Annotated in this window: 21 protein-coding genes; 20 read left to right on the forward strand and 1 reads right to left on the reverse strand. The window is 36.2% G+C overall.

The features are described 5' to 3' along the window. The first annotated feature begins 24 nt into the window (after positions 1 to 24). From BN1242_RS11415 to BN1242_RS11495, 17 genes are all read left to right on the forward strand, one after another. Positions 25 to 582, forward strand: coding sequence for a SpoIIIAH-like family protein (locus BN1242_RS11415; RefSeq protein ID WP_062355976.1), 558 nt, complete (start codon positions 25 to 27; stop codon positions 580 to 582). A gap of 131 nt (positions 583 to 713) precedes the next feature. Then, a complete protein-coding gene (gene accB / locus BN1242_RS11420; protein WP_062355979.1) occupies positions 714 to 1,214 on the forward strand; it encodes an acetyl-CoA carboxylase biotin carboxyl carrier protein in 501 nt (166 codons plus the stop codon). An 11-nt stretch (positions 1,215 to 1,225) separates the two neighbouring features. Then, positions 1,226 to 2,581 carry an acetyl-CoA carboxylase biotin carboxylase subunit gene (gene accC, locus BN1242_RS11425; RefSeq protein WP_062355982.1) on the forward strand — a complete coding sequence of 452 codons (1,356 nt, stop codon included), beginning with the start codon at positions 1,226 to 1,228 and terminating at the stop codon, positions 2,579 to 2,581. A gap of 18 nt (positions 2,582 to 2,599) precedes the next feature. After that, entirely contained in the window at positions 2,600 to 2,992 is a 393-nt protein-coding gene (locus BN1242_RS11430) for an Asp23/Gls24 family envelope stress response protein (protein WP_062355985.1), read from the forward strand. 350 nt (positions 2,993 to 3,342) lie between these two features. Beyond that, positions 3,343 to 3,729, forward strand: a complete 387-nt coding sequence (gene nusB / locus BN1242_RS11435) for a transcription antitermination factor NusB (RefSeq protein WP_062355988.1) — start codon at positions 3,343 to 3,345, stop codon at positions 3,727 to 3,729. 26 nt (positions 3,730 to 3,755) lie between these two features. Beyond that, a complete protein-coding gene (folD, locus tag BN1242_RS11440; protein WP_062355991.1) occupies positions 3,756 to 4,610 on the forward strand; it encodes a bifunctional methylenetetrahydrofolate dehydrogenase/methenyltetrahydrofolate cyclohydrolase FolD in 855 nt (284 codons plus the stop codon). A gap of 233 nt (positions 4,611 to 4,843) precedes the next feature. Next, complete coding sequence (gene xseA / locus BN1242_RS11445; protein WP_062357035.1) at positions 4,844 to 6,205, forward strand: exodeoxyribonuclease VII large subunit; 1,362 nt, start codon at positions 4,844 to 4,846, stop codon at positions 6,203 to 6,205. Continuing rightward, entirely contained in the window at positions 6,192 to 6,422 is a 231-nt protein-coding gene (xseB, locus tag BN1242_RS11450) for an exodeoxyribonuclease VII small subunit (protein ID WP_062355994.1), read from the forward strand. The genes xseA and xseB overlap by 14 nt, the downstream gene beginning before the upstream one ends. Positions 6,423 to 6,445: 23 nt before the next feature. After that, entirely contained in the window at positions 6,446 to 7,306 is an 861-nt protein-coding gene (locus BN1242_RS11455) for a polyprenyl synthetase family protein (protein ID WP_062357040.1), read from the forward strand. A 709-nt stretch (positions 7,307 to 8,015) separates the two neighbouring features. Beyond that, positions 8,016 to 8,627 carry a hypothetical protein gene (locus tag BN1242_RS11460; protein WP_062355997.1) on the forward strand — a complete coding sequence of 204 codons (612 nt, stop codon included), beginning with the start codon at positions 8,016 to 8,018 and terminating at the stop codon, positions 8,625 to 8,627. A gap of 12 nt (positions 8,628 to 8,639) precedes the next feature. Next, the gene (gene dxs, locus BN1242_RS11465; protein WP_062356000.1) at positions 8,640 to 10,532 is read left to right on the forward strand and encodes a 1-deoxy-D-xylulose-5-phosphate synthase; all 1,893 of its coding nucleotides are present in this window, start codon (positions 8,640 to 8,642) and stop codon (positions 10,530 to 10,532) included. 3 nt (positions 10,533 to 10,535) lie between these two features. Further along, positions 10,536 to 11,360 (forward strand): TlyA family RNA methyltransferase, encoded by an 825-nt coding sequence (locus BN1242_RS11470; RefSeq protein ID WP_062356003.1) that lies wholly within the window; start codon positions 10,536 to 10,538, stop codon positions 11,358 to 11,360. Positions 11,361 to 11,499: 139 nt separating this feature from the next. Continuing rightward, the gene (gene ahrC, locus BN1242_RS11475) at positions 11,500 to 11,952 is read left to right on the forward strand and encodes a transcriptional regulator AhrC/ArgR (RefSeq protein WP_062356006.1); all 453 of its coding nucleotides are present in this window, start codon (positions 11,500 to 11,502) and stop codon (positions 11,950 to 11,952) included. Between the two features lie 15 nt (positions 11,953 to 11,967). Further along, positions 11,968 to 13,662, forward strand: a complete 1,695-nt coding sequence (gene recN / locus BN1242_RS11480; protein WP_062356008.1) for a DNA repair protein RecN — start codon at positions 11,968 to 11,970, stop codon at positions 13,660 to 13,662. Between the two features lie 118 nt (positions 13,663 to 13,780). Then, entirely contained in the window at positions 13,781 to 15,064 is a 1,284-nt protein-coding gene (gene spoIVB, locus BN1242_RS11485; protein WP_087941758.1) for a SpoIVB peptidase, read from the forward strand. A gap of 851 nt (positions 15,065 to 15,915) precedes the next feature. Next, the gene (gene spo0A / locus BN1242_RS11490; protein ID WP_062356014.1) at positions 15,916 to 16,713 is read left to right on the forward strand and encodes a sporulation transcription factor Spo0A; all 798 of its coding nucleotides are present in this window, start codon (positions 15,916 to 15,918) and stop codon (positions 16,711 to 16,713) included. 113 nt (positions 16,714 to 16,826) lie between these two features. Further along, a complete protein-coding gene (locus tag BN1242_RS11495; protein WP_062356017.1) occupies positions 16,827 to 17,546 on the forward strand; it encodes a glycerophosphodiester phosphodiesterase in 720 nt (239 codons plus the stop codon). 52 nt (positions 17,547 to 17,598) lie between these two features. Here BN1242_RS11495 and BN1242_RS11500 read toward each other — a convergent pair whose 3' ends face one another. Beyond that, on the reverse strand, positions 17,599 to 17,922 hold the full coding sequence (locus BN1242_RS11500; RefSeq protein WP_420806027.1) for a DUF2627 domain-containing protein: 324 nt from the start codon (positions 17,920 to 17,922) through the stop codon (positions 17,599 to 17,601). Between the two features lie 84 nt (positions 17,923 to 18,006). Here BN1242_RS11500 and BN1242_RS11505 point away from each other — a divergent pair, with 84 nt between their 5' ends. The 3 genes from BN1242_RS11505 (at position 18,007) to lpdA (ending at position 22,884) form a co-directional block, all read left to right on the forward strand. After that, complete coding sequence (locus tag BN1242_RS11505; RefSeq protein WP_062356020.1) at positions 18,007 to 20,058, forward strand: sigma-54 interaction domain-containing protein; 2,052 nt, start codon at positions 18,007 to 18,009, stop codon at positions 20,056 to 20,058. Between the two features lie 155 nt (positions 20,059 to 20,213). Beyond that, a complete protein-coding gene (bcd, locus tag BN1242_RS11510; RefSeq protein WP_062356022.1) occupies positions 20,214 to 21,314 on the forward strand; it encodes a branched-chain amino acid dehydrogenase in 1,101 nt (366 codons plus the stop codon). A 148-nt stretch (positions 21,315 to 21,462) separates the two neighbouring features. Further along, the gene (gene lpdA / locus BN1242_RS11515; protein ID WP_062356024.1) at positions 21,463 to 22,884 is read left to right on the forward strand and encodes a dihydrolipoyl dehydrogenase; all 1,422 of its coding nucleotides are present in this window, start codon (positions 21,463 to 21,465) and stop codon (positions 22,882 to 22,884) included. The last annotated feature ends 38 nt before the right edge of the window (positions 22,885 to 22,922 follow it).

The following is a 22,922-nucleotide window of genomic DNA, read 5'->3' on the forward strand; positions in this document are numbered from 1 at the left end:
TGTAATAATGGGAGGTAAATGTCAATGATGTTAAAAAAGCAAACTGTTTGGTTATTAACAATGTTAAGTTTAGTCGTAGTTTTATCCATATACTATATTCTCTCACCAGAAAATAAAACGAATAATAATGTTGCTCAAGTAAATCAAAATCAAGAGCAAAAACAAGAGGAAGCGGATAAAGGGAAGGAAGATAATAAAACAAATATTACAAACGTCACTGGTGATGAAGCGTTTGAAATTATCCGCATGCAATTAGCAGATGAGCGCAGTAAGGAATTCGAGCAATTGCAAATTATTGCCGCTTCAACGGAACTTACCGCTGAAGAGAGAAGTGAAGCTAGAGATGAGATGAATCGTATAAGTGATTTTGCAGAAAAAGAAAAAATGTTGGAAACGTTAATAGTATCTAATTTAGGTTATGAAGATGCTTTAGTTCAAGCAGATGAGAGTGCTGTGAAAATTACTGTAAAAGGTCATGAGCCATCTAAGACAAAAGCGAATGAAATAGTCCGTATGGTTCAAAAAGAAACAGGTATAACAATGGTAAATGTTGCTTTTCATACAGAAAATGAAGAAAACTAATCTAGTGCTCCTATGGGGCACTTTTTTCCATTCATCCATACTCATTTATTGTAAATCTGTTAAAACTGCTGTAAGATATTATCGTATAGTATTAGTATCTAGTCATAAATTAATCATAAGGGGTGCTAAAATTGCTAAAAGTACAAGAAATTCGTGAACTAATTAGACTTGTAGACCAATCAAGTATTAATGAATTTGATTATGAATACGACGGTTTAAAATTAGTAATGAAAAAAGCGGTAAAAAATCCGATTGTAAATGAAGTGCAACAAGTTGTTCCACAAGAGCCAATTGTTACTGTAGCCCAACCGAACAACGTTCAACAGGAAGTAAAACAACAAGTGGCTGAACCAGCTGTACCTTTAGAGCCAACTGTAAAAAATGAAGAAAATCTTCATCCAATTACTTCGCCTATGGTAGGGACGTTTTATCAAGCTCCTTCACCAGATGCTAATCCTTATGTTACTGTCGGCGCCAAAGTTGCTAAAGATACGATAGTATGTATTGTCGAAGCAATGAAACTATTTAATGAGATTGAAGCAGATGTCAACGGAGAAATTGTTGAGATATTAGTAAAAGATGGCCAATTAGTAGAATATGGTCAGCCACTCTTTTTAGTGAAAGCAGAATAAGGGGTGGGAATGTGATAAAAAAAGTTTTAATTGCAAATCGTGGAGAGATTGCCGTAAGAATTATTCGGGCATGTAAAGAGTTGAATATCGAAACAGTTGCTGTGTATTCAGAAGCTGACCATGAAGCATTGCATGTTCAATTAGCAGATGAAGCATATTGTATCGGACCGAAAACTTCCAAAGATAGTTATTTAAACATAACAAATATACTAAGTGTAGCCAAATTAACTGGCTGTGATGCCATTCATCCTGGGTACGGCTTTTTAGCGGAAAATGAAAATTTTGCAGAGCTTGTAAAAGAATGTCAATTAATTTTTATCGGACCAAGTCCAGAAGCGATAGCAAAAATGGGTACGAAAGATGTTGCTAGGGAAACGATGAAACAAGCAGGGGTCCCAATTGTACCTGGTTCCAACGGAGTGATAGCAAATATAGAGGAAGCTATTCACATTGCTGAAAAAATAGGTTATCCTGTTATTATAAAAGCTACTGCTGGTGGTGGCGGAAAAGGGATTCGTGTAGCACGCTCAGAGGAGGAACTTATTAAAGGAATTAATATCACTCAACAAGAAGCGGCAACAGCTTTTGGCAACCCAGGGGTCTATATTGAAAAGTACATTGAAGATTTTCGTCATGTGGAAATTCAAGTACTCGCCGATAACTATGGCAATGTCATTCATTTAGGTGAGAGGGACTGTACGATCCAACGAAGACTGCAAAAGCTAATAGAAGAAGCTCCATCTCCTGCATTAAACGAAGAAATTCGTCATAAAATGGGAGAAGCAGCAGTAAAGGCAGCAAAGGCAGTAAATTATTCAGGTGCTGGTACAATCGAGTTTATTTATGATTATCGCAATCAACAGTTTTATTTCATGGAAATGAATACGAGAATCCAAGTAGAACACCCAGTTACAGAACTAATTACTGGTGTTGATTTGATAAAAGAACAAATTCTCGTTGCTTCAGGTGAAAAATTATCTTTAACACAAGAAGAAGTACAATTTTCCGGTTGGGCGATTGAATGTCGGATAAATGCGGAAAATCCTGCCAAAAACTTTATGCCATCTGCTGGGAAAATTAATATGTATCTACCGCCAGGAGGTCTTGGGGTTAGAGTCGATTCTGCAGCCTACCCTGGTTATATGATTCCGCCTTATTATGACTCGATGATTGCGAAACTTATTACATATGGTAAAACAAGGGAAGAAGCAATCAATCGGATGAAACGGGCGTTAAATGAATTTGTCATTGATGGAATTCATACGACCATTCCTTTTCATTTGAAAGTATTAGACCACGAAGCATTTAAATCTGGTCAATTTAATACAAAATTTCTTGAATTATATGATGTAATGAGAGAAACTTAATAAGGAGGTGGATTTTTTATGGCAGAAACAAGTGCATTAGAAATGTCCCAAGGCGGATTAGGAAAAATTGAAATAGCTCCTGAAGTAATTGAAATTATTGCCGGAATTGCCGCATCAGAAATTGACGGTGTTTCCTCAATGCGAGGTAATTTTGCAGCAGGGGTCGTTGAACGTTTCGGCAAGAAAAACCATGGTAAAGGTATAAAAGTAGATTTAACAGATAATCAAGTAAAAATTGATGTATACTGTGTATTAAATTTCGGTGTTTCGATACCAAAAGTGGCAACAAAAATGCAAGAACATATTAGACAAACACTTCTTACAATGACAGGTCTTGAAACAGAGGAAATTAATATTCATATTGTCAATATTAATTTTGAGACGCAAAAAGAAGAAAAAACTGAGGAATAAAGGGAAGCCAAGGTGGGGAAACCTGCCTTGGCTTATTTTACGAAAATTTTTCCGCATGAACGACGTAGCTTATCATGAAACATATCTTCATTAATAAAGATGAAAATGTAATACCACATTAAATTTGAGTAAAGTGGTAAGAAGGGCGGGAGATTGGATCAAACAGCCCGTATTTCCCGATTGATTAGCCCAGCACAATATGGTTACAGAAGAATACTTGTTTTACATTTGATGATTTGGGGGATAAGGTAAATACCCACTGATGGAAGTTATACTTTATTTTCTTGTCAAAAATATGCTATTATCTACATAGCTATTTTGGAACAATTAAGTATTAAAGGAGTAAGCATATGAATAGAAGGACAGCAAGGGAAAAAGCATTACAAATTATTTTTCAAGTGGATGTCGGAGGAAATGACTTACATAAAGTAATGGACCATTATGATGATCCGTTTTTATTGGAAGTAGTCAATGGGACCTTTGAACATCTTCAACCAATTGATCAGTTTATTGGTGAACATTTAGAAAAATGGTCTTTTGACAGACTCGCCAATGTAGACAAAAATATTTTAAGAATGGCTACATATGAAATGAAATATATGGATGAGATACCTTATAATGTCACAATCAATGAAGCGGTTGAAATAGCGAAGAAATTTGCTGATGAAAAAGCAGGTGGCTTTATTAACGGAGTATTATCGAAAATGAAGCTTAGTTTAGAAAATATGGAAAAATGAAGTTGCCCTATAGAGGGGGGAAGACAATGTCAAGTGTTATAATCGATGGAAAAGCTATAGCTAAGAAAAAACGAATTGAAATCAAGCGAAAAGTCGAACAGTTAAAAATACAAGGAATTATACCAGGTCTTGCTGTCATTTTAGTTGGAGAGGATTCAGCGTCTAAAACATATGTACGTAATAAACAAAAAGCGTGTATGGAGACAGGCATTCAATCATTTTTATTTGAATACGAAGCTAGCGTCACAGAAACTGTCCTTATCGAGAAAATAAAGGAGTTAAACGATAAAGAGGATGTACATGGTATTTTAGTCCAGCTACCTCTTCCTAAACATATAAATCCGAAAAACATCATTCAAGCGATATCCCCAGATAAAGATGTAGATGGCTTTCATCCAATTAATATTGGGAAAATGGTGTCAGGTGAGGACGGATTTGTCCCGTGCACGCCGCTTGGCATTATTCATCTTTTGAATGAAATAAACTATACTATTCGTGGAAAGCATGCGGTCGTTGTCGGAAGAAGTAATATTGTCGGAAAACCAATGGCTCAATTATTATTGAATATGGACGCAACGGTTACCATTTGCCATTCTAAAACGAACCAATTGGAAAATTATACAAAAAATGCCGATTTATTAATTTGTGCGGTAGGTAAGGCAAAGTTCTTGGGCAAAAATCATGTAAAAGATGGTGCTGTGGTCATAGATGTTGGGATGAACCGGGACGAGACTGGAAAATTATGTGGCGATGTAGACTTTAATCATGTGAAAGATGTCGCAAGTTACATCACTCCCGTACCAGGTGGTGTCGGTCCGATGACGATAACGATGCTTCTTGAAAATGTAATTAAAGCAGCAAAAAATATTAACAAAATTTAATGGAAAACACCGTTTAATTAAATAATCAATATGAAGTCCTATGTATCAAATTGATATGATTAGGGCTTTTTAATTTGTATCGATCAACAAAGTCTATTCTTTCAACTCTCCATTAATGAGCAATCTTTATTGGTTGTAGTTACCGAATTCTATAGGTGACTGCTTGATTCTTTTTTCATATACTATAAATATAAGAAATTTTGGATGAAAGGAGTGTCCTAAAGGTCTTGACAATAAATAATCATCAATATTTATCAGTACAAGCATTAACGAAATACATAAAACGAAAATTTGACTTTGATCCACATTTACAAGGAATTTTTGTAAAAGGTGAAATCTCAAATTATAAAAGACATTCTAGCGGTCACTTGTATTTTACATTGAAAGATGATAAAGCGAGAATATTAGCGGTTATGTTTTCTGCGAATGCGAGGACAATACAATTCGAACCAGAAAATGGAATGAATGTACTAATTCGCGGTGATATTTCTGTATATGAACCGAGCGGACAGTATCAAATATATATAAAAGAAATGCAGCCAGATGGAATCGGAGCCCTGTATTTAGCTTTCGAACAGTTAAAGGAAAAGCTTAGTAAAGAAGGTCTCTTCAATAAGGAGTATAAAAAGCCAATCCCAAGTTTTCCGAAAACGGTAGGAGTAATTACATCTCCAACAGGAGCTGCTATCCGGGATATTATTACTACAATCAAACGGAGATTTCCTGTAGCCCGAATTATTATCTATCCGGCACTTGTCCAAGGAAAAACAGCAGCACCGTCAATCGTCAATGCTATTGATGTCGCGAATCAAAAAAGGGAAGCCGATATATTAATTGTTGGTCGTGGCGGAGGTTCCATTGAAGAACTGTGGGCATTTAATGAAGAAGTGGTAGCAAGGGCTATATTCCGTTCGAAAATTCCTATTATTTCGGCTGTTGGTCATGAGACAGATACAACTATTGCTGACTTTGTTGCCGACTTAAGAGCACCGACACCAACAGGAGCAGCAGAAATGGCTGTACCACATATGGAAGATTTAATGGAACGTATTCTAAATCGAAAAATTCGCCTCATGCGTGTTATGAAAGAAAAAGTGGTGACGGAAAGAAATACATTAGACCGCTTAGTGAAATCATACGCTTTCCGTTATCCGCAAAAAATGTATGAACAAAAACTAGAGCAACTTGATAAGACAGTGGAACGTTCTTTTATTGCTTTAAAGCGGTTATATAGTCAAAAACAAGAAAATTTGCAGTTGTGGCAGAGACGGTTAAAAAGAAATCATCCTCATGAAAAATTTGATCAAGCCAGAGGGAATTACATTGAAAAACAAAAGCGTCTAATCCGAGTAATGGAGCAATTGATAAAGGATAAGCAAAAAGAATTTGTCCACGCAATAGCTACGTTAGAAGCATTAAGCCCGTTAAAAATAATGGAACGCGGTTATAGCATCGTTTATGAGGAGAAGAACAATTTAGTGAAAAGTATCCATGATGTGAATGTGGGAGACAATGTGGAAATTTCTTTAAAAGACGGGGTATTAAACTGTGAAGTAAAAAAACGGAAGGAGATATCGATAAATGAGCAAAACTGATTTAACATTTGAAGAAGCAATGGAAAAATTAGAAGCAATTGTGGATGTTCTAGAGGAAGGTGATGTCCCGTTAGAAGAGGCGATTACGAAATATAAAGAAGGGATGGAATTAGCAAAAATTTGCAATGTTAAACTGAAAAACGTTGAACAGCAGCTAGTAGAAATTTTAAATGAAAATGGTGAAACAGAAAACTTTTCCATTCAAGAGGAGGAGTAATTTTGTCCGATCTATCCTTGTTTATGGAACAGAATTTATCTAGTTTAAACATGAAACTAAGTGAGTACGTAAACCGTCTCGACGCACCTACCATATTAAAAGATTCAATGGATTATTCTATTCAAGCTGGTGGAAAAAGAATCCGTCCCTTATTAATTTTAATGACTTTAGAAGCATTTCAAAAAAATCATGATAATGGACTTCCAGTTGCGTGTGCAGTGGAAATGGTTCATACATATTCGCTTATTCATGATGATCTTCCAAGTATGGATGATGATGATTTTCGGCGAGGAAAGTTTACGAACCATAGAGTATTTGGTGAAGCAAATGCTATTTTAGCTGGAGATGCATTATTAACGTATGCATTTCAAATGATCGCAGAATCACCTTCTATTTCCGACAAACATAAAGTTCAATTAATATTTGAACTAGCAAAGGCTGCTGGTCCAGAAGGTATGGTGGCAGGACAAGTAGCTGATATAGAGGGAGAAAATAAAACACTCTCGATAAAAGAATTAGAATATATTCATGTAAATAAAACTGGGAGATTATTAGCTTTTTGTATTAAAGCTGGCGCTATTCTTGCTGACGCGAAAGAGGAAATAATCTCAGCTTTAGAGGAATTCTCATTACATCTTGGTCTAGCGTTTCAAATTCGAGATGATATATTAGATATTGAAGGCTCATTAGAAACGATTGGGAAACAAGTTGGTAGTGATGAAGGTAAGCAGAAAGCAACATATCCTGCCCTTTTAACATTAGCAGGTGCAAAAGAAAAATTAACCGAACATATTAATCGTGCTAAAACTATTTTAGAAAACTTGCCGATTAAAAATAATTTATTATTGGAAATGACAGAGTTAATCGCGACAAGAAATTCGTAGTGGAAGTGTCCTTTTTTACCAAAAAACCGTTCATTGTCTATAGAAAAATGTTATGTTATAATTATTTTGTTATAGTGGTGCAGTATTCTAGTCGGACTACTGAACTTGAAGGTAGGGCTAAAAATCTACTAAAGGGCATATCGATGAAGTTTCTAGTATAGGCTTGAGGCGCCCAGCTTTGGGTCGATACTGGAAGTAAGGTTAAAGGGCGATCCGCAATGGCATGCGGGCGTGGACCCTCTAATCGCGGAGGCTCCATATTTGGGTAACCGATATGGAGTAAAACCTGATACGTGAGGGAGAGGATCAGCACGTACAGTGTAGCCTGCCTTGAGTGAAACATGAGGGGATTATGGTTATAAAAATAAATAACAGTTGGCCATTGTTACTTATTTTTCCGTCCATATGAAATCTGTTTTGCAAAAGAGGATAGAGTTCAGAAAAAGTTTGTTAGAGGAAAACTCCTAGACTGTTCCGAAAGACATAATGTAAGGATTATAGTACGGACTAAGTGGCAATCCAGTCTAACAATTGGTGACAATGTTAAGGCAGATTTAAAGGGAAACCGCCTGTGTGGCGACACTGGGTATTTGCCTGGGAAAACCTACTGGACCTAAGCCGTAATTTTGCCTTTAATTATGACCACTAAATGATTAGCTTAAGGGGATTTTCCCCTACTACATAATTTTTGCGCGGAAAGAGACATTTTATGAGACAAATGTTAAAAAATTCGTTAAAATGGAGTTTAACAATCGCCGTTACCACATTTGTGTTAGCGGCTATTTTTTCAATATTCTCCAACTATATTTTAAATGATATTAGTTGGATTGCTGGAATTGGTGTCGTATTAGGCATTGTGTTAATAGGGATTTTTTTTGATATGATTGGTATTGCTGCTACTGCTGCTGATGAAGTACCGTTTCATGCGATGGCCTCTAATAAAGTGTATGGTGCAAAACATTCGGTTCGAATTGTTCGCAATGCAGACAAAGTCGCTTCTTTTTGTAATGATGTTATTGGCGATATATCCGGCATCATTAGTGGTACTGCCTCAGCTATTGTCATTATCCAACTTACAGCTAATTTTTATATAGGTAAAAATAGTTTATTCGAATATATTATTTCTGTTATTTTTACAAGTTTCATTGCAGCATTAACAGTTGGCGGCAAAGCATTCGGAAAATCCTTTGCTATTCAATTTTCTAAGCAAATTATTTTACAAGCTGGGAAAGTGTTGCAATTTTTAGAAGAAAAGTTTCATATCGTAATATTAAAAGAGAAAAAGAAACGTAAAAAAAAGAAAAATCGATTAAGAAAGTGAGTGATCTGCTTCATGGATGTATTATCCATTAAAGATCCTTCGTTTTTAAAAGACTTATCTATCGAACAGTTAGAAGATTTGAGTCAACATATCCGAGATTTTTTAATCGAAAAACTTTCCATCACTGGTGGACATATCGGTCCTAATCTAGGTGTTGTGGAGCTGACGATTGCACTTCATAAAAGCTTTAACAGTCCGAAAGATAAATTTATTTGGGATGTTGGTCATCAATCATATGTTCACAAAATTTTAACTGGGCGGGCAAAAGACTTTGATTCCATAAGGCAATATAAAGGTTTAAGTGGATTTCCAAAACGCAGTGAAAGTGAGCACGATATTTGGGAAACTGGCCATAGTTCGACGAGCCTATCTGCTGCGATGGGTATGGCAATTGCCCGCGATTTACGTGGAGAAAACCACCATATTGTGCCAATTATTGGGGATGGTGCACTAACAGGTGGCATGGCATTAGAAGCATTAAACCATATTGGTCATGAAAAGAAAAATATTATCGTTGTATTAAATGATAACGAAATGTCAATTGCACCTAACGTCGGAGCCCTGCATAATATGCTTGGTCGAGTCCGTACGGCAAGTAAATACAACTTTGTCAAAGATGAAATGGAGTCATTATTAAAAAAGATACCTGCAGTAGGTGGAAAAGTCGCCTCCACAGCAGAAAGAATTAAAGATAGTTTTAAATACTTTTTTGTTCCTGGAATTTTCTTTGAAGAACTAGGTTTTACGTATTTAGGTCCTGTTGATGGTCATGATTTTGACGATTTATTTGATAGCTTGCGAAATGCGAAAAAAACAGAAGGACCAGTATTGCTTCATGTTGTAACGAAAAAAGGGAAAGGATATAAACCAGCGGAAACTGATAAAATAGGTACATGGCATGGTACAGGCCCATATAAAATTGAAACAGGTGCATTTGTTAAGCCAGTTACAAGCCCTCCTGCTTGGAGTAAGTTAGTAAGTGAAACGGTTAGAACATTAGCTAGACAAGATGAGCGAATTGTAGCAATAACTCCAGCTATGCCCGTTGGTTCAAAGTTGGAAGGTTTCCAGCAGGAATTTCCAAACCGATTTTTTGACGTAGGAATTGCTGAACAACATGCAACGACATTAGCGGCAGGTTTGGCGATAGATGGAATGAAACCATTTTTAGCCATCTATTCCACTTTTTTACAGAGGGCATATGATCAGCTTGTCCATGATATTTGCCGACAAAATTTGAACGTCTTTATCGGTGTCGATCGTGCGGGTTTAGTTGGTGCCGATGGAGAAACTCATCAAGGTGTATTTGATATCGCCTTTTTAAGGCATTTACCAAATATAGTATTAATGATGCCTAAAGATGAAAATGAAGGCCAACATATGGTTTATACAGCTTTACATTATGATGATGGACCAATAGTTATGCGTTTTCCACGTGGAAATGGATTAGGAGTTCCGTTAGACGAACAATTGTGTGAAATCCCTATCGGATCTTGGGAAATACTACGGGAAGGCCGAGACTTAGCAATTCTCACTTTTGGAACAACGATTCCACTTGCCTTAGAAGCAGCTGAATATTTTTCGAAAAAAGGAATTAGCATTAAAGTTGTGAATGCTAGATTTATTAAGCCATTAGATGAAGAAATGTTAAGACAAATTTTTCAGGAAAATATGCCTATAATAACAATAGAAGAAGCGGTTTTACAAGGCGGCTTTGGCAGTTCTATTTTGGAATTTGCCCATGATCAAGCATACCACCACGTAAATATTCAACGAATGGGTATCCATGATCAATTTATTGAACACGGCAGTGTAAATAAATTGTTAGAAGAAATTGGATTAACGACGGAAAACTTAATCCAACTAGCCAATAGTATGATTCAAAAACTAGCAAAAAGGGCATGAAAAATGAAAACAGAAAAAGTACGTATTGATACATTATTAGTGGATCGAGGCTTTTTTGATACACGTGAAAAAGCGAAAAGAGCAATAATGGCTGGAATTGTTTATTCGAATGAAGTAAGATTGGACAAACCGGGTGAAAAGGTAGCTTCAGACTTACCGATTACGATTAAAGGAAAGCAAATGCCATATGTTTCAAGAGGCGGATATAAATTAGAAAAAGCTTTAAAGGAATTCGATCTAGCAGTTAAAGATAAAGTGATTATCGATATTGGGGCATCGACTGGTGGATTTACGGATTGTGCCTTACAAAATGGTGCCAAATATTCCTACGCTATCGACGTCGGTTACAATCAGCTTGCTTGGAAACTGCGTCAAGATGAACGGGTAATTGTAATGGAAAGAACGAATTTCCGTTATTTAAAAAGGGAGGATTTACTTAAAGAACTTCCTGAATTCGCCTGTATAGACGTATCTTTCATCTCCCTAAAATTAATTTTACCAGCATTAAAGCCGATACTCGTTTCGAATGCAGATATTGTTGCACTTATAAAGCCGCAATTTGAGGCTGGGAAAGAGCTTGTCGGTAAAAAGGGAATCGTTCGGGATAAAAAAGTTCATCAACAAGTAATTGATGAAATAGTCAATTTTTCACTAAAGACAGGTTATGACGTTGAAAATATAACATTTTCCCCAATCACTGGTGGGGATGGGAATATTGAATTTTTAATTCATTTAAAAAAACCAGAAGCACAAAGACAAGGAGAAAATCATTTATTCATTTCTATTGAAAAAATTGTAGAAAAGGCTCATGATCAATTGCAAAAATAAGAGAGGAATATTTCCTTTCTTTTTTATTTTGTTTTTCTGTTAAAATAAATGTAGATTTAGCAGGATTTTTGTCGATAAAAATCGAAAGCAATAGTACGAAGGTAAGTATTATTGGTTGACATACATAGAGGTGACAGAATTGAGTAAAAAGCAACGTCATATAAAAATTCGCGAAATAATTGGGAAAAAGGAAATAGAGACCCAAGATGAATTAGTTCACTATTTGCGGGAAGCTGGTTTTAAAGTGACACAAGCAACGATTTCTCGGGATATAAAAGAACTTCACTTAATTAAAGTCCCAACAATTAAAGGTCATTATAAGTATAGCCTTCCAGCAGATCAACGTTTTAACCCTTTGGAAAAACTAAGGAAAACGCTTTTTGACGCATTTGTAAAAATCGATTATGCCGACCATTTGCTCGTACTAAAAACAATACCAGGCAATGCACAAGCGGTAGGAGCACTAATCGATCAATTGGAATGGGAAGAAATTATTGGTACTATTTGTGGAGACGATACTTGTCTAGTCATTTGTCGTAGCCCAGAGATGGCGCAAAATCTTTCAACTCGAATTACAGATATGCTGACTTAGGGGAGGAGGAAAGTAATGTTAGCAGAATTATCAATAAAAAACTTTGCAATTATTGATGAAATTCATATTTCCTTTGATAGTGGTTTTATCGTTTTAACTGGCGAAACTGGGGCAGGGAAATCGATTTTAATTGATGCCATTCAATTATTAGTTGGTGGGCGCGGTTCCAGTGATTTTGTTCGCCATGGTACAGATAAAGCAGAGATTGAAGGGCTTTTTCTTGTAGAGGAAAACCACCCTAGTTTGAACAAGTTATCAGAATTTGGAATTGAAAGTGAAGAAGGGATGGTTGTCATTCGCCGCGATATTTTTCAAAATGGAAAAAGTACGTGTCGAATTAACGGGAAATTAGTGACAATTTCCATCTTACGTGAGGTTGGCAGAACATTAGTTGATATTCACGGACAACATGAGCATCAAGAGTTACTCGATGAGCGGAGCCATATAAAGTTATTAGATGAGTTTGGCGGTGTCAATCTAAAATTAGCATTAAAAGAATACCAAGATTTATACCATGAATATGAAAAAATTAAACGTGACTTTAAACGTCTGACAGAAAATGAGCAAGAAATGGCGCAACGTCTTGACTTATTAAAATTTCAATTAGAAGAAATTACAAAGGCTAATTTGCAATTAAATGAAGATGAGCTACTACTAGCTGAGAAAAAGAAATATTCTAATTATGAAAAATTATTCACTTTTCTGAGTACAAGTTATGAAGCACTTCAAGGAGAACAAAAAGGACTAGACTGGATTAGTCTTGTCCAAGCAAATTTAGAATCAGCAGCAGCAGTCGATGAGGAATACCAGTCTATTTACGAACAAGTTGCCAATTGTTTTTACCAGCTTGAAGATATTTTGCATGTACTACGAAATGAGTTAGATAATTTAGAATACAATCCAGACAGATTAATGGAAGTTGATAACCGATTAATGGAGATTAATCAGCTGAAACGGAAATATGGTCAAACAATCGAAGAAATTTTAGAATACGGGGCAAAAATAGAAGAAGAAGTGGAAACAATTGAGAATCGAGAAAGTTATGTTAGTCAATTAGATAGCAAACTTCGATCAGTTGAAAAGGATTTAATCATTGAAGCAGAAAATTTAACATCGATTCGAAAAAAAACAGCAATAACTTTAACTACTGCTATTCAACAGGAATTAAAAAGCTTGTACATGGACAAAACTGTATTTGAAGTTTTTTTTGCAAAAGATGTTAAACAATTTAAATACGACGGGATGGACCAAATCCAATTTTTAATTAGTACTAATCCTGGAGAACCATTAAAACCTTTATCTAAAGTCGCCTCTGGTGGAGAGTTGTCGCGAATAATGCTCGCTTTAAAGGCAATTTTTTCAAAGCACCAAGGTGTCACTTCTATTATTTTCGATGAAGTGGATACTGGAGTTAGCGGAAAAGTTGCTCAAGCAATCGGTGAAAAAATTTATCAAATTTCTTTAGGTTCACAAGTATTATCCATCACTCATTTACCCCAGGTGGCTGCAATTGGTGACATCCATTATTTTATTGCTAAAACAGTTGAAAATGAACGGACAATAACAACAATAACTACCCTTACAGAAGCAGGACGGATAAAAGAAATTGCCCGAATGATATCAGGAGCAAAAATTACTGCTTCCACCGAATCACATGCAAAAGAAATGCTCGATTTAGCCAATAAAATGAAAGAAAAAAATGAGATGTAAAAATTAGCCTCAATTACCCAAATATAATTCGCAAAAACAATTATAAAGATACGTCGGAAAGGCAAGATTATTAATGTAGCATGTTGGTGTGGATTAGAAGCGAGGAGAGTGAATGCGATTGGATTTAGATAAAATTAGAAAATTATTAGGGATAATTCTCCTTGTTTCTTTCGTTTATATCGGCTTTTTTTCACCAGTAAGTAAGTTATTGAAACAACCGACAACGATGACAGTTTTTGAAGGTGCAAATGAAGTAATTCCAACGACAGCAAATGTCCAGGCAATAAAGAATAATGATAATATTCACATTGCTTATGATGAGAAAAATGTTTCTTTAACTGCATTAAATAGCGGTGATAGTGAAGTGTTATTAGAACTAGCTGGAATACCGCTAAAGAAAGTGAAAGTAAATGTATTAAAAGATTTAAGAGTCATTCCTGGCGGTCAATCTATAGGAGTAAAAATTAATACTAAAGGTGTCTTAGTAGTAGGTCATCACCAGGTGGACACAACTAGTGGGAAAATATCACCTGGGGAAAAAGCTGGTATAAAAGTTGGGGATTTAATCACCGAAATTAATGGAAAACCAATTTTATCTATGGGAGAAGTTACTCCTTTCGTACAGCAAGCTGGATCAAGTGGAAAACCATTAAAACTCGTGATTAAACGAAATGAAGAAACGATTAAGACAGAACTTTCTCCAGAAAAAGATAAAAATGAAGACAAATACAAGTTAGGCTTATATATTCGTGACTCTGCGGCAGGCATTGGTACGTTAACATTTTATGAACCGAATAGTAAAAATTACGGTGCGTTAGGTCATGTTATTTCTGACATGGATACAAAAATGCCAATCGTAGTGAAAGATGGTTATATCGTTCCGTCTACCGTCACTTCCATTAATAAAGGTAGTAACGGAGTACCTGGAGAAAAGCTAGCCCGTTTTTTACCAGAACGTAGTATAGTTGGTAATATTCGAGCTAATAACCAGTTCGGCATATTCGGTCAATTAAACAAAAATATAAAGAATGGAATAGCAGATAAACCAATTCCAGTTGCGTTGTCTCATGAAGTGAAAAAAGGACCGGCGAAAATTTTAACGGTTGTCGATGATGATAAAGTAGAAGCATTTGACATCGAAATCGTTAACTCTATTCCGCAAAAGTTCCCTGCAACGAAAGGGATGGTAATTAAAATAACTGACCCTCGATTATTGGAAAGAACAGGGGGAATTGTTCAAGGAATGAGCGGAAGCCCTATCATCCAAAACGGTAAATTAATTGGGGCTGTCACACATGTTTTTGTCAATGATCCTACGAGTGGTTACGGTGTTCATATCGAATGGATGCTAAGAGAAGCAAATATAGACATTTATAAAAAGGACTTAAATAATGCAAGTTAAAGTGGGGAAATTTATTTTCCTCACTTTTTTAATGAAAAGCGAAGGCGACTGTTTAGCGGCGTATGGACTGGACCCAAACCGCAGGAGATAAAGGAAACACGATGAGCCCCGCGAATCGATGTTGACTTATCGTACGGAGGTTTGGGGAAGTCCACTAGCCGCTAGGAGCCGCAGCTGGACATCAAGGTTCGCAGACTAAGTACGCGGCGTCCTGCCGCAACGTCTGCATGACCAACGTCGTGTTGGCCCAAGCGAAGGCGACTGTACAGCGGCGTACGAACTGGAGCCAAGCTGGCGGAGATATAGGAAACACGGCGAAGAATGAGCCGATGTTGACTTATCGTACAGAAGCTTGGTGAAGTTCGCTAGCCGCTAGGAGCCGCAGCTAGCCAGAAAAGCGAAGGCGACTGTTTAGCGGCGTATGGACTGGACCCAAACCGCAGGAGATAAAGGAAACACGATGAGCCCCGCGAATCGATGTTGACTTATCCTCGTACGGAGGTTTGGGGAAGTCCACTAGCCGCTAGGAGCCGCATCTAGCCAGAAAAGCGAAGGCGACTGTACAGCGGCGTACGAACTGGAGCCAAGCTGGCGGAGATAAAGGAAACCGCATTATCTAACAATGTGGGTGTTTAAACTATGGATAATTGGGTAAATACGTATTGACTTCGTCTGGACAAATAATGACAGCAAATCCCATCTTATGTCATAAGCATTAATAAATAGTGGAAAGGAAAAGAAAATTAATATTTTTTGTATATTTATAAAGGAATTTAAATATACATGTCGAAAATGTTTAATAGCGTAAATTTTTATTGAAGGAAATTGCGTCAATTGGGGAGGATACTTTTGTGAAAAAGATTAAAGTTTGTATCGTTGATGATAATAAAGAATTAATTAGCTTGCTGGAAGATTATATAAATGGCCAAGAAGATATGGAAGTAATTGGAAAAGCATATAATGGTCAAGAATGTTTAAAATTATTAGAAACGGTCGAACCCGATGTCGTTCTTTTAGATATAATAATGCCTCATCTAGACGGACTGGCAGTATTGGAAAAATTACAAGAAAAGAGTTATTTCCCGAATATCATTATGCTTACTGCTTTTGGCCAAGAAGATGTAACGAAAAAAGCGGTAGACTTAGGTGCTTCCTATTTTATGTTAAAACCATTTGATATGAATCATTTAACGAATCAAATACGAAATGTTACTGGAAAGAAATCGAAGTTACCGATTAAACAAACAAATAACAATGAAAATATAAACAAAACCGAAGAACCTGTACATAAGCCAAAAAACTTAGATGCAAGTATAACAAGTATTATTCATGAAATTGGTGTCCCTGCCCATATTAAAGGGTATTTATATTTACGGGAAGCTATTTCGATGGTATATAATGATATTGAATTATTAGGTTCCATTACGAAAGTGTTATATCCTGATATTGCAAAAAAGTTCAATACGACAGCTAGCCGTGTGGAACGAGCCATTCGTCATGCTATTGAAGTAGCCTGGAGTCGTGGAAACATTGATTCTATCTCTTCTCTATTTGGCTATACCGTTAGTATGTCAAAGGCAAAACCAACAAATAGTGAGTTTATCGCAATGGTCGCAGATAAATTACGACTTGAACACCAAGCATCGTAACGGTGATAATTTATACAGTAACGGTAAAGAATGTTACGGTAAATTCCAACAAAATGAACATGAAGCAATTAGTATAAGAGGGTTTATAGTTGAAGTAAAAGGTGGTCCTACACATGACATTAATTTTTGCACATCGTGGTGCAAGTGGTACATATCCTGAAAATACGATGCTTGCTTTTCACGAAGCAGAACGTGTTAAAGCGGACGGTATTGAACTAGATGTTCAACTGACAAAAGATGGGGAAATTGTCATTATTCATGATGATAAAGTAGACAGAACAACAGATGGAAAAGGGTATGTAAAAGACTTTACTTTAAAACAAATAAAAAAGTTTAACGCAGCTGCCAATTTTGATAAAGGCAAATATAAGGAACCGATACCAACATTAGAAGAGTTTCTATTATGGTTTAAAGAAACCGAAATGATTTGCAATATTGAGTTGAAAACAACAACCATAACTAACCAAGATTTAGAGGACAAAGTTATTGCACTAATTAATAAATATCAACTGGAAGAACGGATAATAATTTCTTCCTTTAATCATTATAGTATTGTTTATTGCTATCGAATTGCGCCAAATATAGAAACAGCACCGTTATATATGGAAGGCCTATATATGCCTTGGGTGTATGCTCAATCTATTAAAGCAAAAGCAATTCATCCATATCATAAAGTAACACCAGATGAATTAGTAACTTTAGCACAGCAAAATGGAATTCATGTCCGACCATTTACAGTAAATAAAAAACATGATATGAAACGATTTCTCAAAGTGAAGGCAAATGCCATTATTACGGATTACCCGGAAATAGCATTGAAATTACGTGATTAATAAATATGGGGCTGTCTAATTTGGACAGCCCTGTCGTTAAATCCGTAAATTATCATCCGCGATTAGCATTTTTTAATCTGCTTTGAAATCGCTTTTGAACTTTATTTCTTTTTTTGTCACGATGGAAGATGAATCCACCGATTAAACCTACACCTGCAAAGAAGAAAAGTAGTCCGATAAAAAACTGAATAAATATCGATTGAAATGGCCATTGAAAAACCCCGAAAACACTATCCCTCATTAACTTAACCCCAAGGGCAGCGACTATTCCCGGAATAACAACGATGATTAATGCAATAAGACGAACCATTGTAAAAGTCCTTTCCAATAATATATCGTTATACTTGAATGTTAAACGAATAGAGAAGTTTGTCAAGAAACATGACTTCTATTAAAATGATAGAAAGAAAGAAAATCTCTCACAACTCAAAAACAAGCACTTTGAAAAAGAGGTGATAGCTTGCAAACAATTATGATTGTTGGTGCTGGCCAAGGGGGCTCCGCTTTATATCGAATATTAAAACAGTCAGAACGTTTCCGAGTTGAAATTATAGTTGATATAAATGAACAGGCACCAGGTTTGCACTTGGCAAGGCAGGATGGTGTAAAAACGGATATTGATTATCAAAATTATTTAAATGATGGGATAGACATTATTATTGATGTAACTGGAGATCCAACTGTTCACTCCACTCTAATGAAAATGAGGGGTTCCAAACAAACCATTATCCCAGGTAGTGTTGCACACTTAATTGTAAAATTGATTAATGATCGGGAATTATTAATTGAGCAATTGAAAATGAAAACTGCAAAAGATGAGTTGATTTTTAATGCGGTTAACGACGGCATGATAATAATCGATGAAAATGGAATGATTACTTCTTATAATGTAGCAGCTGAAAATATTATGGGACTTAGTAAAATGAAAGTAATTGGTCAGCCGATTGAAAAAATAATACCAATGTCCAAACTACCACAAGTGCTAAAAACAAAGAAAGCAGAAATAAATCAAAGATTAACTTTTACAAATGGAAAAAAAGTAATTACGACTAGAATCCCAATTATTTCAAAAGTAGGGAAAGTGTTAGGGGCATTTGCGGTATTTAAAGATGTAACAGAAGTTGTTCAATTAGCGGAGGAAATTACAAATCTAAAAGAAATTCAAACGATGTTAGAAGCAATTATTCAATCGAGTAATGATGCGATATCTGTAGTAGATGAAAAAGGGAAAGGAATTTTAATTAACCGAGCTTATACTCGATTAACCGGTTTAACTGAAAAAGATGTAATTGGACAGCCTGCAGATACCGATATACATGAAGGTGAAAGCATGCACATGCAAGTGTTGAAAACGAAAGAGCCGGTACGTGGTGTGAAAATGCGTGTAGGCCCAATGAAAAGGGAAGTGATTGTGAATGTAGCACCAATTATCGTTAATAACGTTTTAAAAGGTAGTGTTGGTGTAATTCATGATATGTCGGAAATTCAGTCATTAACCCGAGAACTAAAAAAAGCGAAAGAAATTATTCGCTCATTAGAGGCAAAATATACGTTTGATGACATCATCGGACAGTCGGAAGAAATGCAAGTTGCTATTGAACAAGCAAGAATTGGTGCAAAAACACCAGCTACCGTTTTATTGAGAGGAGAGTCTGGTACTGGGAAGGAATTATTCGCCCATGCAATTCACAATGAAAGCGAAAGACGTTATGGTCCTTTTATTCGTGTAAATTGTGCGGCTCTCTCAGAGTCTTTACTCGAAAGTGAACTCTTTGGTTATGAAGAAGGTGCTTTTTCTGGAGCAAAGCGTGGAGGCAAACGAGGGCTGTTTGAAGAAGCGAAAGATGGAAGTATTTTTTTGGACGAAATAGGAGAATTATCATTAAGCACACAAGCTAAGCTACTAAGGGTTTTACAAGAAAAAGAAATTGTCCGGGTAGGTGGAACGAAGCCAGTTGCCATCAATGCTCGTATTATTGCCGCAACAAATATTCAACTAGAAAAAGAAGTGTCAAACGGAAATTTCCGTGAAGATTTGTATTATCGCTTAAATCGTATTCCTATCCATATTCCACCATTGCGAAAGCGGAAAGAGGACATCCCATTTTTATGCCAAAAACTTATTCAGAAAATTAATCATGACTATGGAAGAAATGTTATCCATATCACTGATCAGGCGTTAACAAAATTGGTTAGTTACCATTGGCCGGGAAATGTGAGAGAACTGGAAAATATATTAGGACGAGCCATTATTTTTATGAAAATAAGCGAAAATTATATAGACGAAATCCATTTGCCGGAATTTTTACAGTTAGAAATAACTCCAGTAAATGATAAATTACGAAAGAGGAATAATGGTGGAAAGTCTTTACAAAACCTAATGGAAGATTATGAGAAAAAGATAATTTCAGAAACATTAATACAAAACAGTGGGAACAGAACGAAAACAGCTAACGACTTAGGTATATCTATAAGAAATTTATATTATAAAATGGAAAAGCATTCTCTTTGAACCTGCAACTAATAGCATGCAATATTTTTCAATAACCTGCAAAAAGTTGCAGGCTATAAGTTAATAATTATTTTGAAGCGCTTACATTCGTGGTTTGGCACGAAACTTGCATATAAGTGAGATAGAACGAATAAAAAAACGTAGGGGGTTATAACATGGAAATATTCAAGTATATGGAAACTTATGATTATGAGGAATTACATTTTTGCCAAGACAAACAATCTGGGTTAAAAGCAATTATTGCTATTCATGACACTACACTAGGGCCTGCCTTAGGTGGAACAAGAATGTGGACATATAAATCGGAAGAAGCTGCTATTGAAGATGCTCTTCGCTTAGCAAAAGGGATGACATATAAAAATGCAGCTGCTGGTTTAAATCTTGGCGGTGGAAAAACAGTTATTATCGGGGATCCGAAGACAGATAAAAATGAAGAAATGTTCCGAGCGTTTGGTCGCTTTATACAAGGGTTAAATGGCAGATATATCACAGCAGAAGATGTTGGAACGACTGTAGAGGATATGGATATCATTTATGAAGAGACAGAATTTGTAACAGGGATATCTCCAGCCTTTGGTTCATCAGGAAATCCGTCCCCAGCAACAGCATACGGAGTATATCGGGGAATGAAAGCAGCGGTTAAAGAGTATTTTGGGGATGAATCTTTAGAAGGAAAGACAGTTGCTGTCCAAGGTGTAGGAAATGTTGCGTTCCATCTTTGCCGTTATCTTCATGAAGAAGGAGCCTCATTAATTGTTACAGATATTAATCAACAAGCAGTAAAGAATGCTGTCGAACAATTTGGCGCAAAGGCAGTGGATCCTAACGACATATATGATGTGGAATGCGATGTATATTCACCATGTGCATTAGGTGCAACAATCAACGATGAAACAATTCCACGATTAAAAGCAAAAGTTATCGCAGGCTCCGCTAACAATCAGCTTAAAGAAAACCGCCATGGGGATCTATTGTATGAACTAGGAGTTGTTTATACTCCTGACTATGTCATTAATGCTGGTGGAGTTATTAATGTTGCGGATGAACTTTACGGGTATAATCACGAGCGTGCAATGAAAAAAATTGAGCAAATTTATGATAATGTACGAAAGGTATTTGAAATTTCCAAACGTGACCACATTCCAACGTATTTAGCTGCAGACAGAATGGCGGAGGAACGTATTAAAAGGGTACAACAATCAAGAAGCTCGTTTTTATTAAATGAAAAACATATTTTATCTCGAAGAATCAAATAAATTGTATTTGGTAATGAGGTTCTGCTAACTTTGATATTGAAATTTGCAAAAGTCGGTCACTCTTTTCTAGGTGACACTGGCTTTTCTGCTATCCAACTACTAGGAACATTGTATAGTTTTTAAATTGTTATCGGGAGATGGTGCTATTGTGGCTAAAGAATATGATTTAGTTATTGTAGGCGGGGGAACCGGAGGCTATGTTGCAGCTATTAAAGCGAGCCAATATGGATTGAAGACCGCAATTGTCGAGAAAGATAAATTAGGTGGCACTTGCTTGCATCAAGGTTGTATCCCTAGTAAAACTTTGTTGAAGAGTGCCGAAGTGTATCGGTTAACAAAGGAAAGCGAAAAATTTGGAATTGACATTAATAGCTGTGCGATTGATTTTGCAAAAATTCAAGAGCGTAAAACAGCAGTAATTAACCAGCTCCATCAAGGTGTCATTCATTTGATGAAAAAGGGGAAAATAGATGTTTTCCATGGAACAGGAAGAATACTCGGCCCATCCATTTTTTCTCCGCTTCCAGGTACCGTTTCCGTGGAAATGGATGATGGATCAGAAAATGAAATGCTCATACCGAAAAATGTTATTATCGCAACAGGTTCACGTCCAAGAACATTACCTGGGCTAGAAATTGATGGAAAAACAGTCATAACATCAGATGAAGCACTTGCTATGGAAAAGTTACCAAAATCGATGATTATCGTTGGTGGCGGTGTAATTGGGATAGAATGGGCATCCATGTTAGCGGATTTAGATGTCGATGTCACGGTAATTGAATATGCCGAGAGAATTTTGCCTACAGAAGATGTGGAAATAAGTAGGGAAATGACAAGACTACTGAAAAAGAGAAAAGTGACGATTCATACAAAAGCGAAATTATTACCCGATACATTAGAAAAAAATAGCGGTGTATCTGTCCAATTTGAAAAAGGTGGAACAAATTATACTGTTGAGGCAGAAAAACTATTAGTCTCTGTTGGCAGACAAGCAAATATAGAAGGTATTGGCTTAGAAAATACCGATATCGTTATTAATAATGGCGTAATTTCTGTAAATGAATTTTATCAAACGAAAGAATCCCATATTTATGCTATTGGTGATTGTATTGGTGGCCTGCAACTTGCCCATGTTGCAACGAAAGAAGGACTTATTGCAGTCTCACATATAGCAGGTAAAAATCCTTCACCACTCAATTACACGAATGTACCGAAATGTATTTATTCCTATCCTGAGGCGGCAAGTATTGGTTTAACGGAACAAGAAGCGAAAGAAAAGGGATATGAATTGAAAGTTGGAAAGTTTCCTTTTAAAGCAATTGGTAAGGCATTAGTTAATGGGGAAGCGGATGGCTTTACAAAAATTATCGTCGATAAAAACACAGAAGATTTATTAGGTATTCATATGATAGGTTCTCACGTAACAGATTTAATATCTGAAGCATCACTAGCAACGTATTTAGATGCTACAGCATGGGAAATCGGTGATACAATCCACCCGCATCCAACACTATCAGAAGTATTTAATGAAGCTAGTTTAGCAGTTGACGGTAAGGCAATTCATTTCTAATTATTAAAGTAAATCTTTTAAAGCTTATTAAGAGGACG

The sequence above is a fragment of the Bacillus kwashiorkori genome (assembly GCF_001375515.1).
Classification (GTDB): Bacteria; Bacillota; Bacilli; order Bacillales; family Caldibacillaceae; genus Bacillus_BK; species Bacillus_BK kwashiorkori.

Excerpts from the sequence above, each read along its gene's own strand:
- BN1242_RS11460 (WP_062355997.1), top strand. The coding sequence starts at position 8,016 with ATGAGACAAATGTTAAAAAATTCGTTAAAATGGAGTTTAACAATCGCC.
- nusB (WP_062355988.1), top strand. The coding sequence starts at position 3,343 with ATGAATAGAAGGACAGCAAGGGAAAAAGCATTACAAATTATTTTTCAA.
- folD (WP_062355991.1), top strand. The coding sequence starts at position 3,756 with ATGTCAAGTGTTATAATCGATGGAAAAGCTATAGCTAAGAAAAAACGA.
- bcd (WP_062356022.1), top strand. The coding sequence starts at position 20,214 with ATGGAAATATTCAAGTATATGGAAACTTATGATTATGAGGAATTACAT.
- BN1242_RS11455 (WP_062357040.1), top strand. The coding sequence starts at position 6,446 with ATGGAACAGAATTTATCTAGTTTAAACATGAAACTAAGTGAGTACGTA.
- BN1242_RS11430 (WP_062355985.1), top strand. The coding sequence starts at position 2,600 with ATGGCAGAAACAAGTGCATTAGAAATGTCCCAAGGCGGATTAGGAAAA.
- recN (WP_062356008.1), top strand. The coding sequence starts at position 11,968 with ATGTTAGCAGAATTATCAATAAAAAACTTTGCAATTATTGATGAAATT.
- BN1242_RS11415 (WP_062355976.1), top strand. The coding sequence starts at position 25 with ATGATGTTAAAAAAGCAAACTGTTTGGTTATTAACAATGTTAAGTTTA.
- BN1242_RS11470 (WP_062356003.1), top strand. The coding sequence starts at position 10,536 with ATGAAAACAGAAAAAGTACGTATTGATACATTATTAGTGGATCGAGGC.
- BN1242_RS11495 (WP_062356017.1), top strand. The coding sequence starts at position 16,827 with ATGACATTAATTTTTGCACATCGTGGTGCAAGTGGTACATATCCTGAA.
- dxs (WP_062356000.1), top strand. The coding sequence starts at position 8,640 with ATGGATGTATTATCCATTAAAGATCCTTCGTTTTTAAAAGACTTATCT.
- xseB (WP_062355994.1), top strand. The coding sequence starts at position 6,192 with ATGAGCAAAACTGATTTAACATTTGAAGAAGCAATGGAAAAATTAGAA.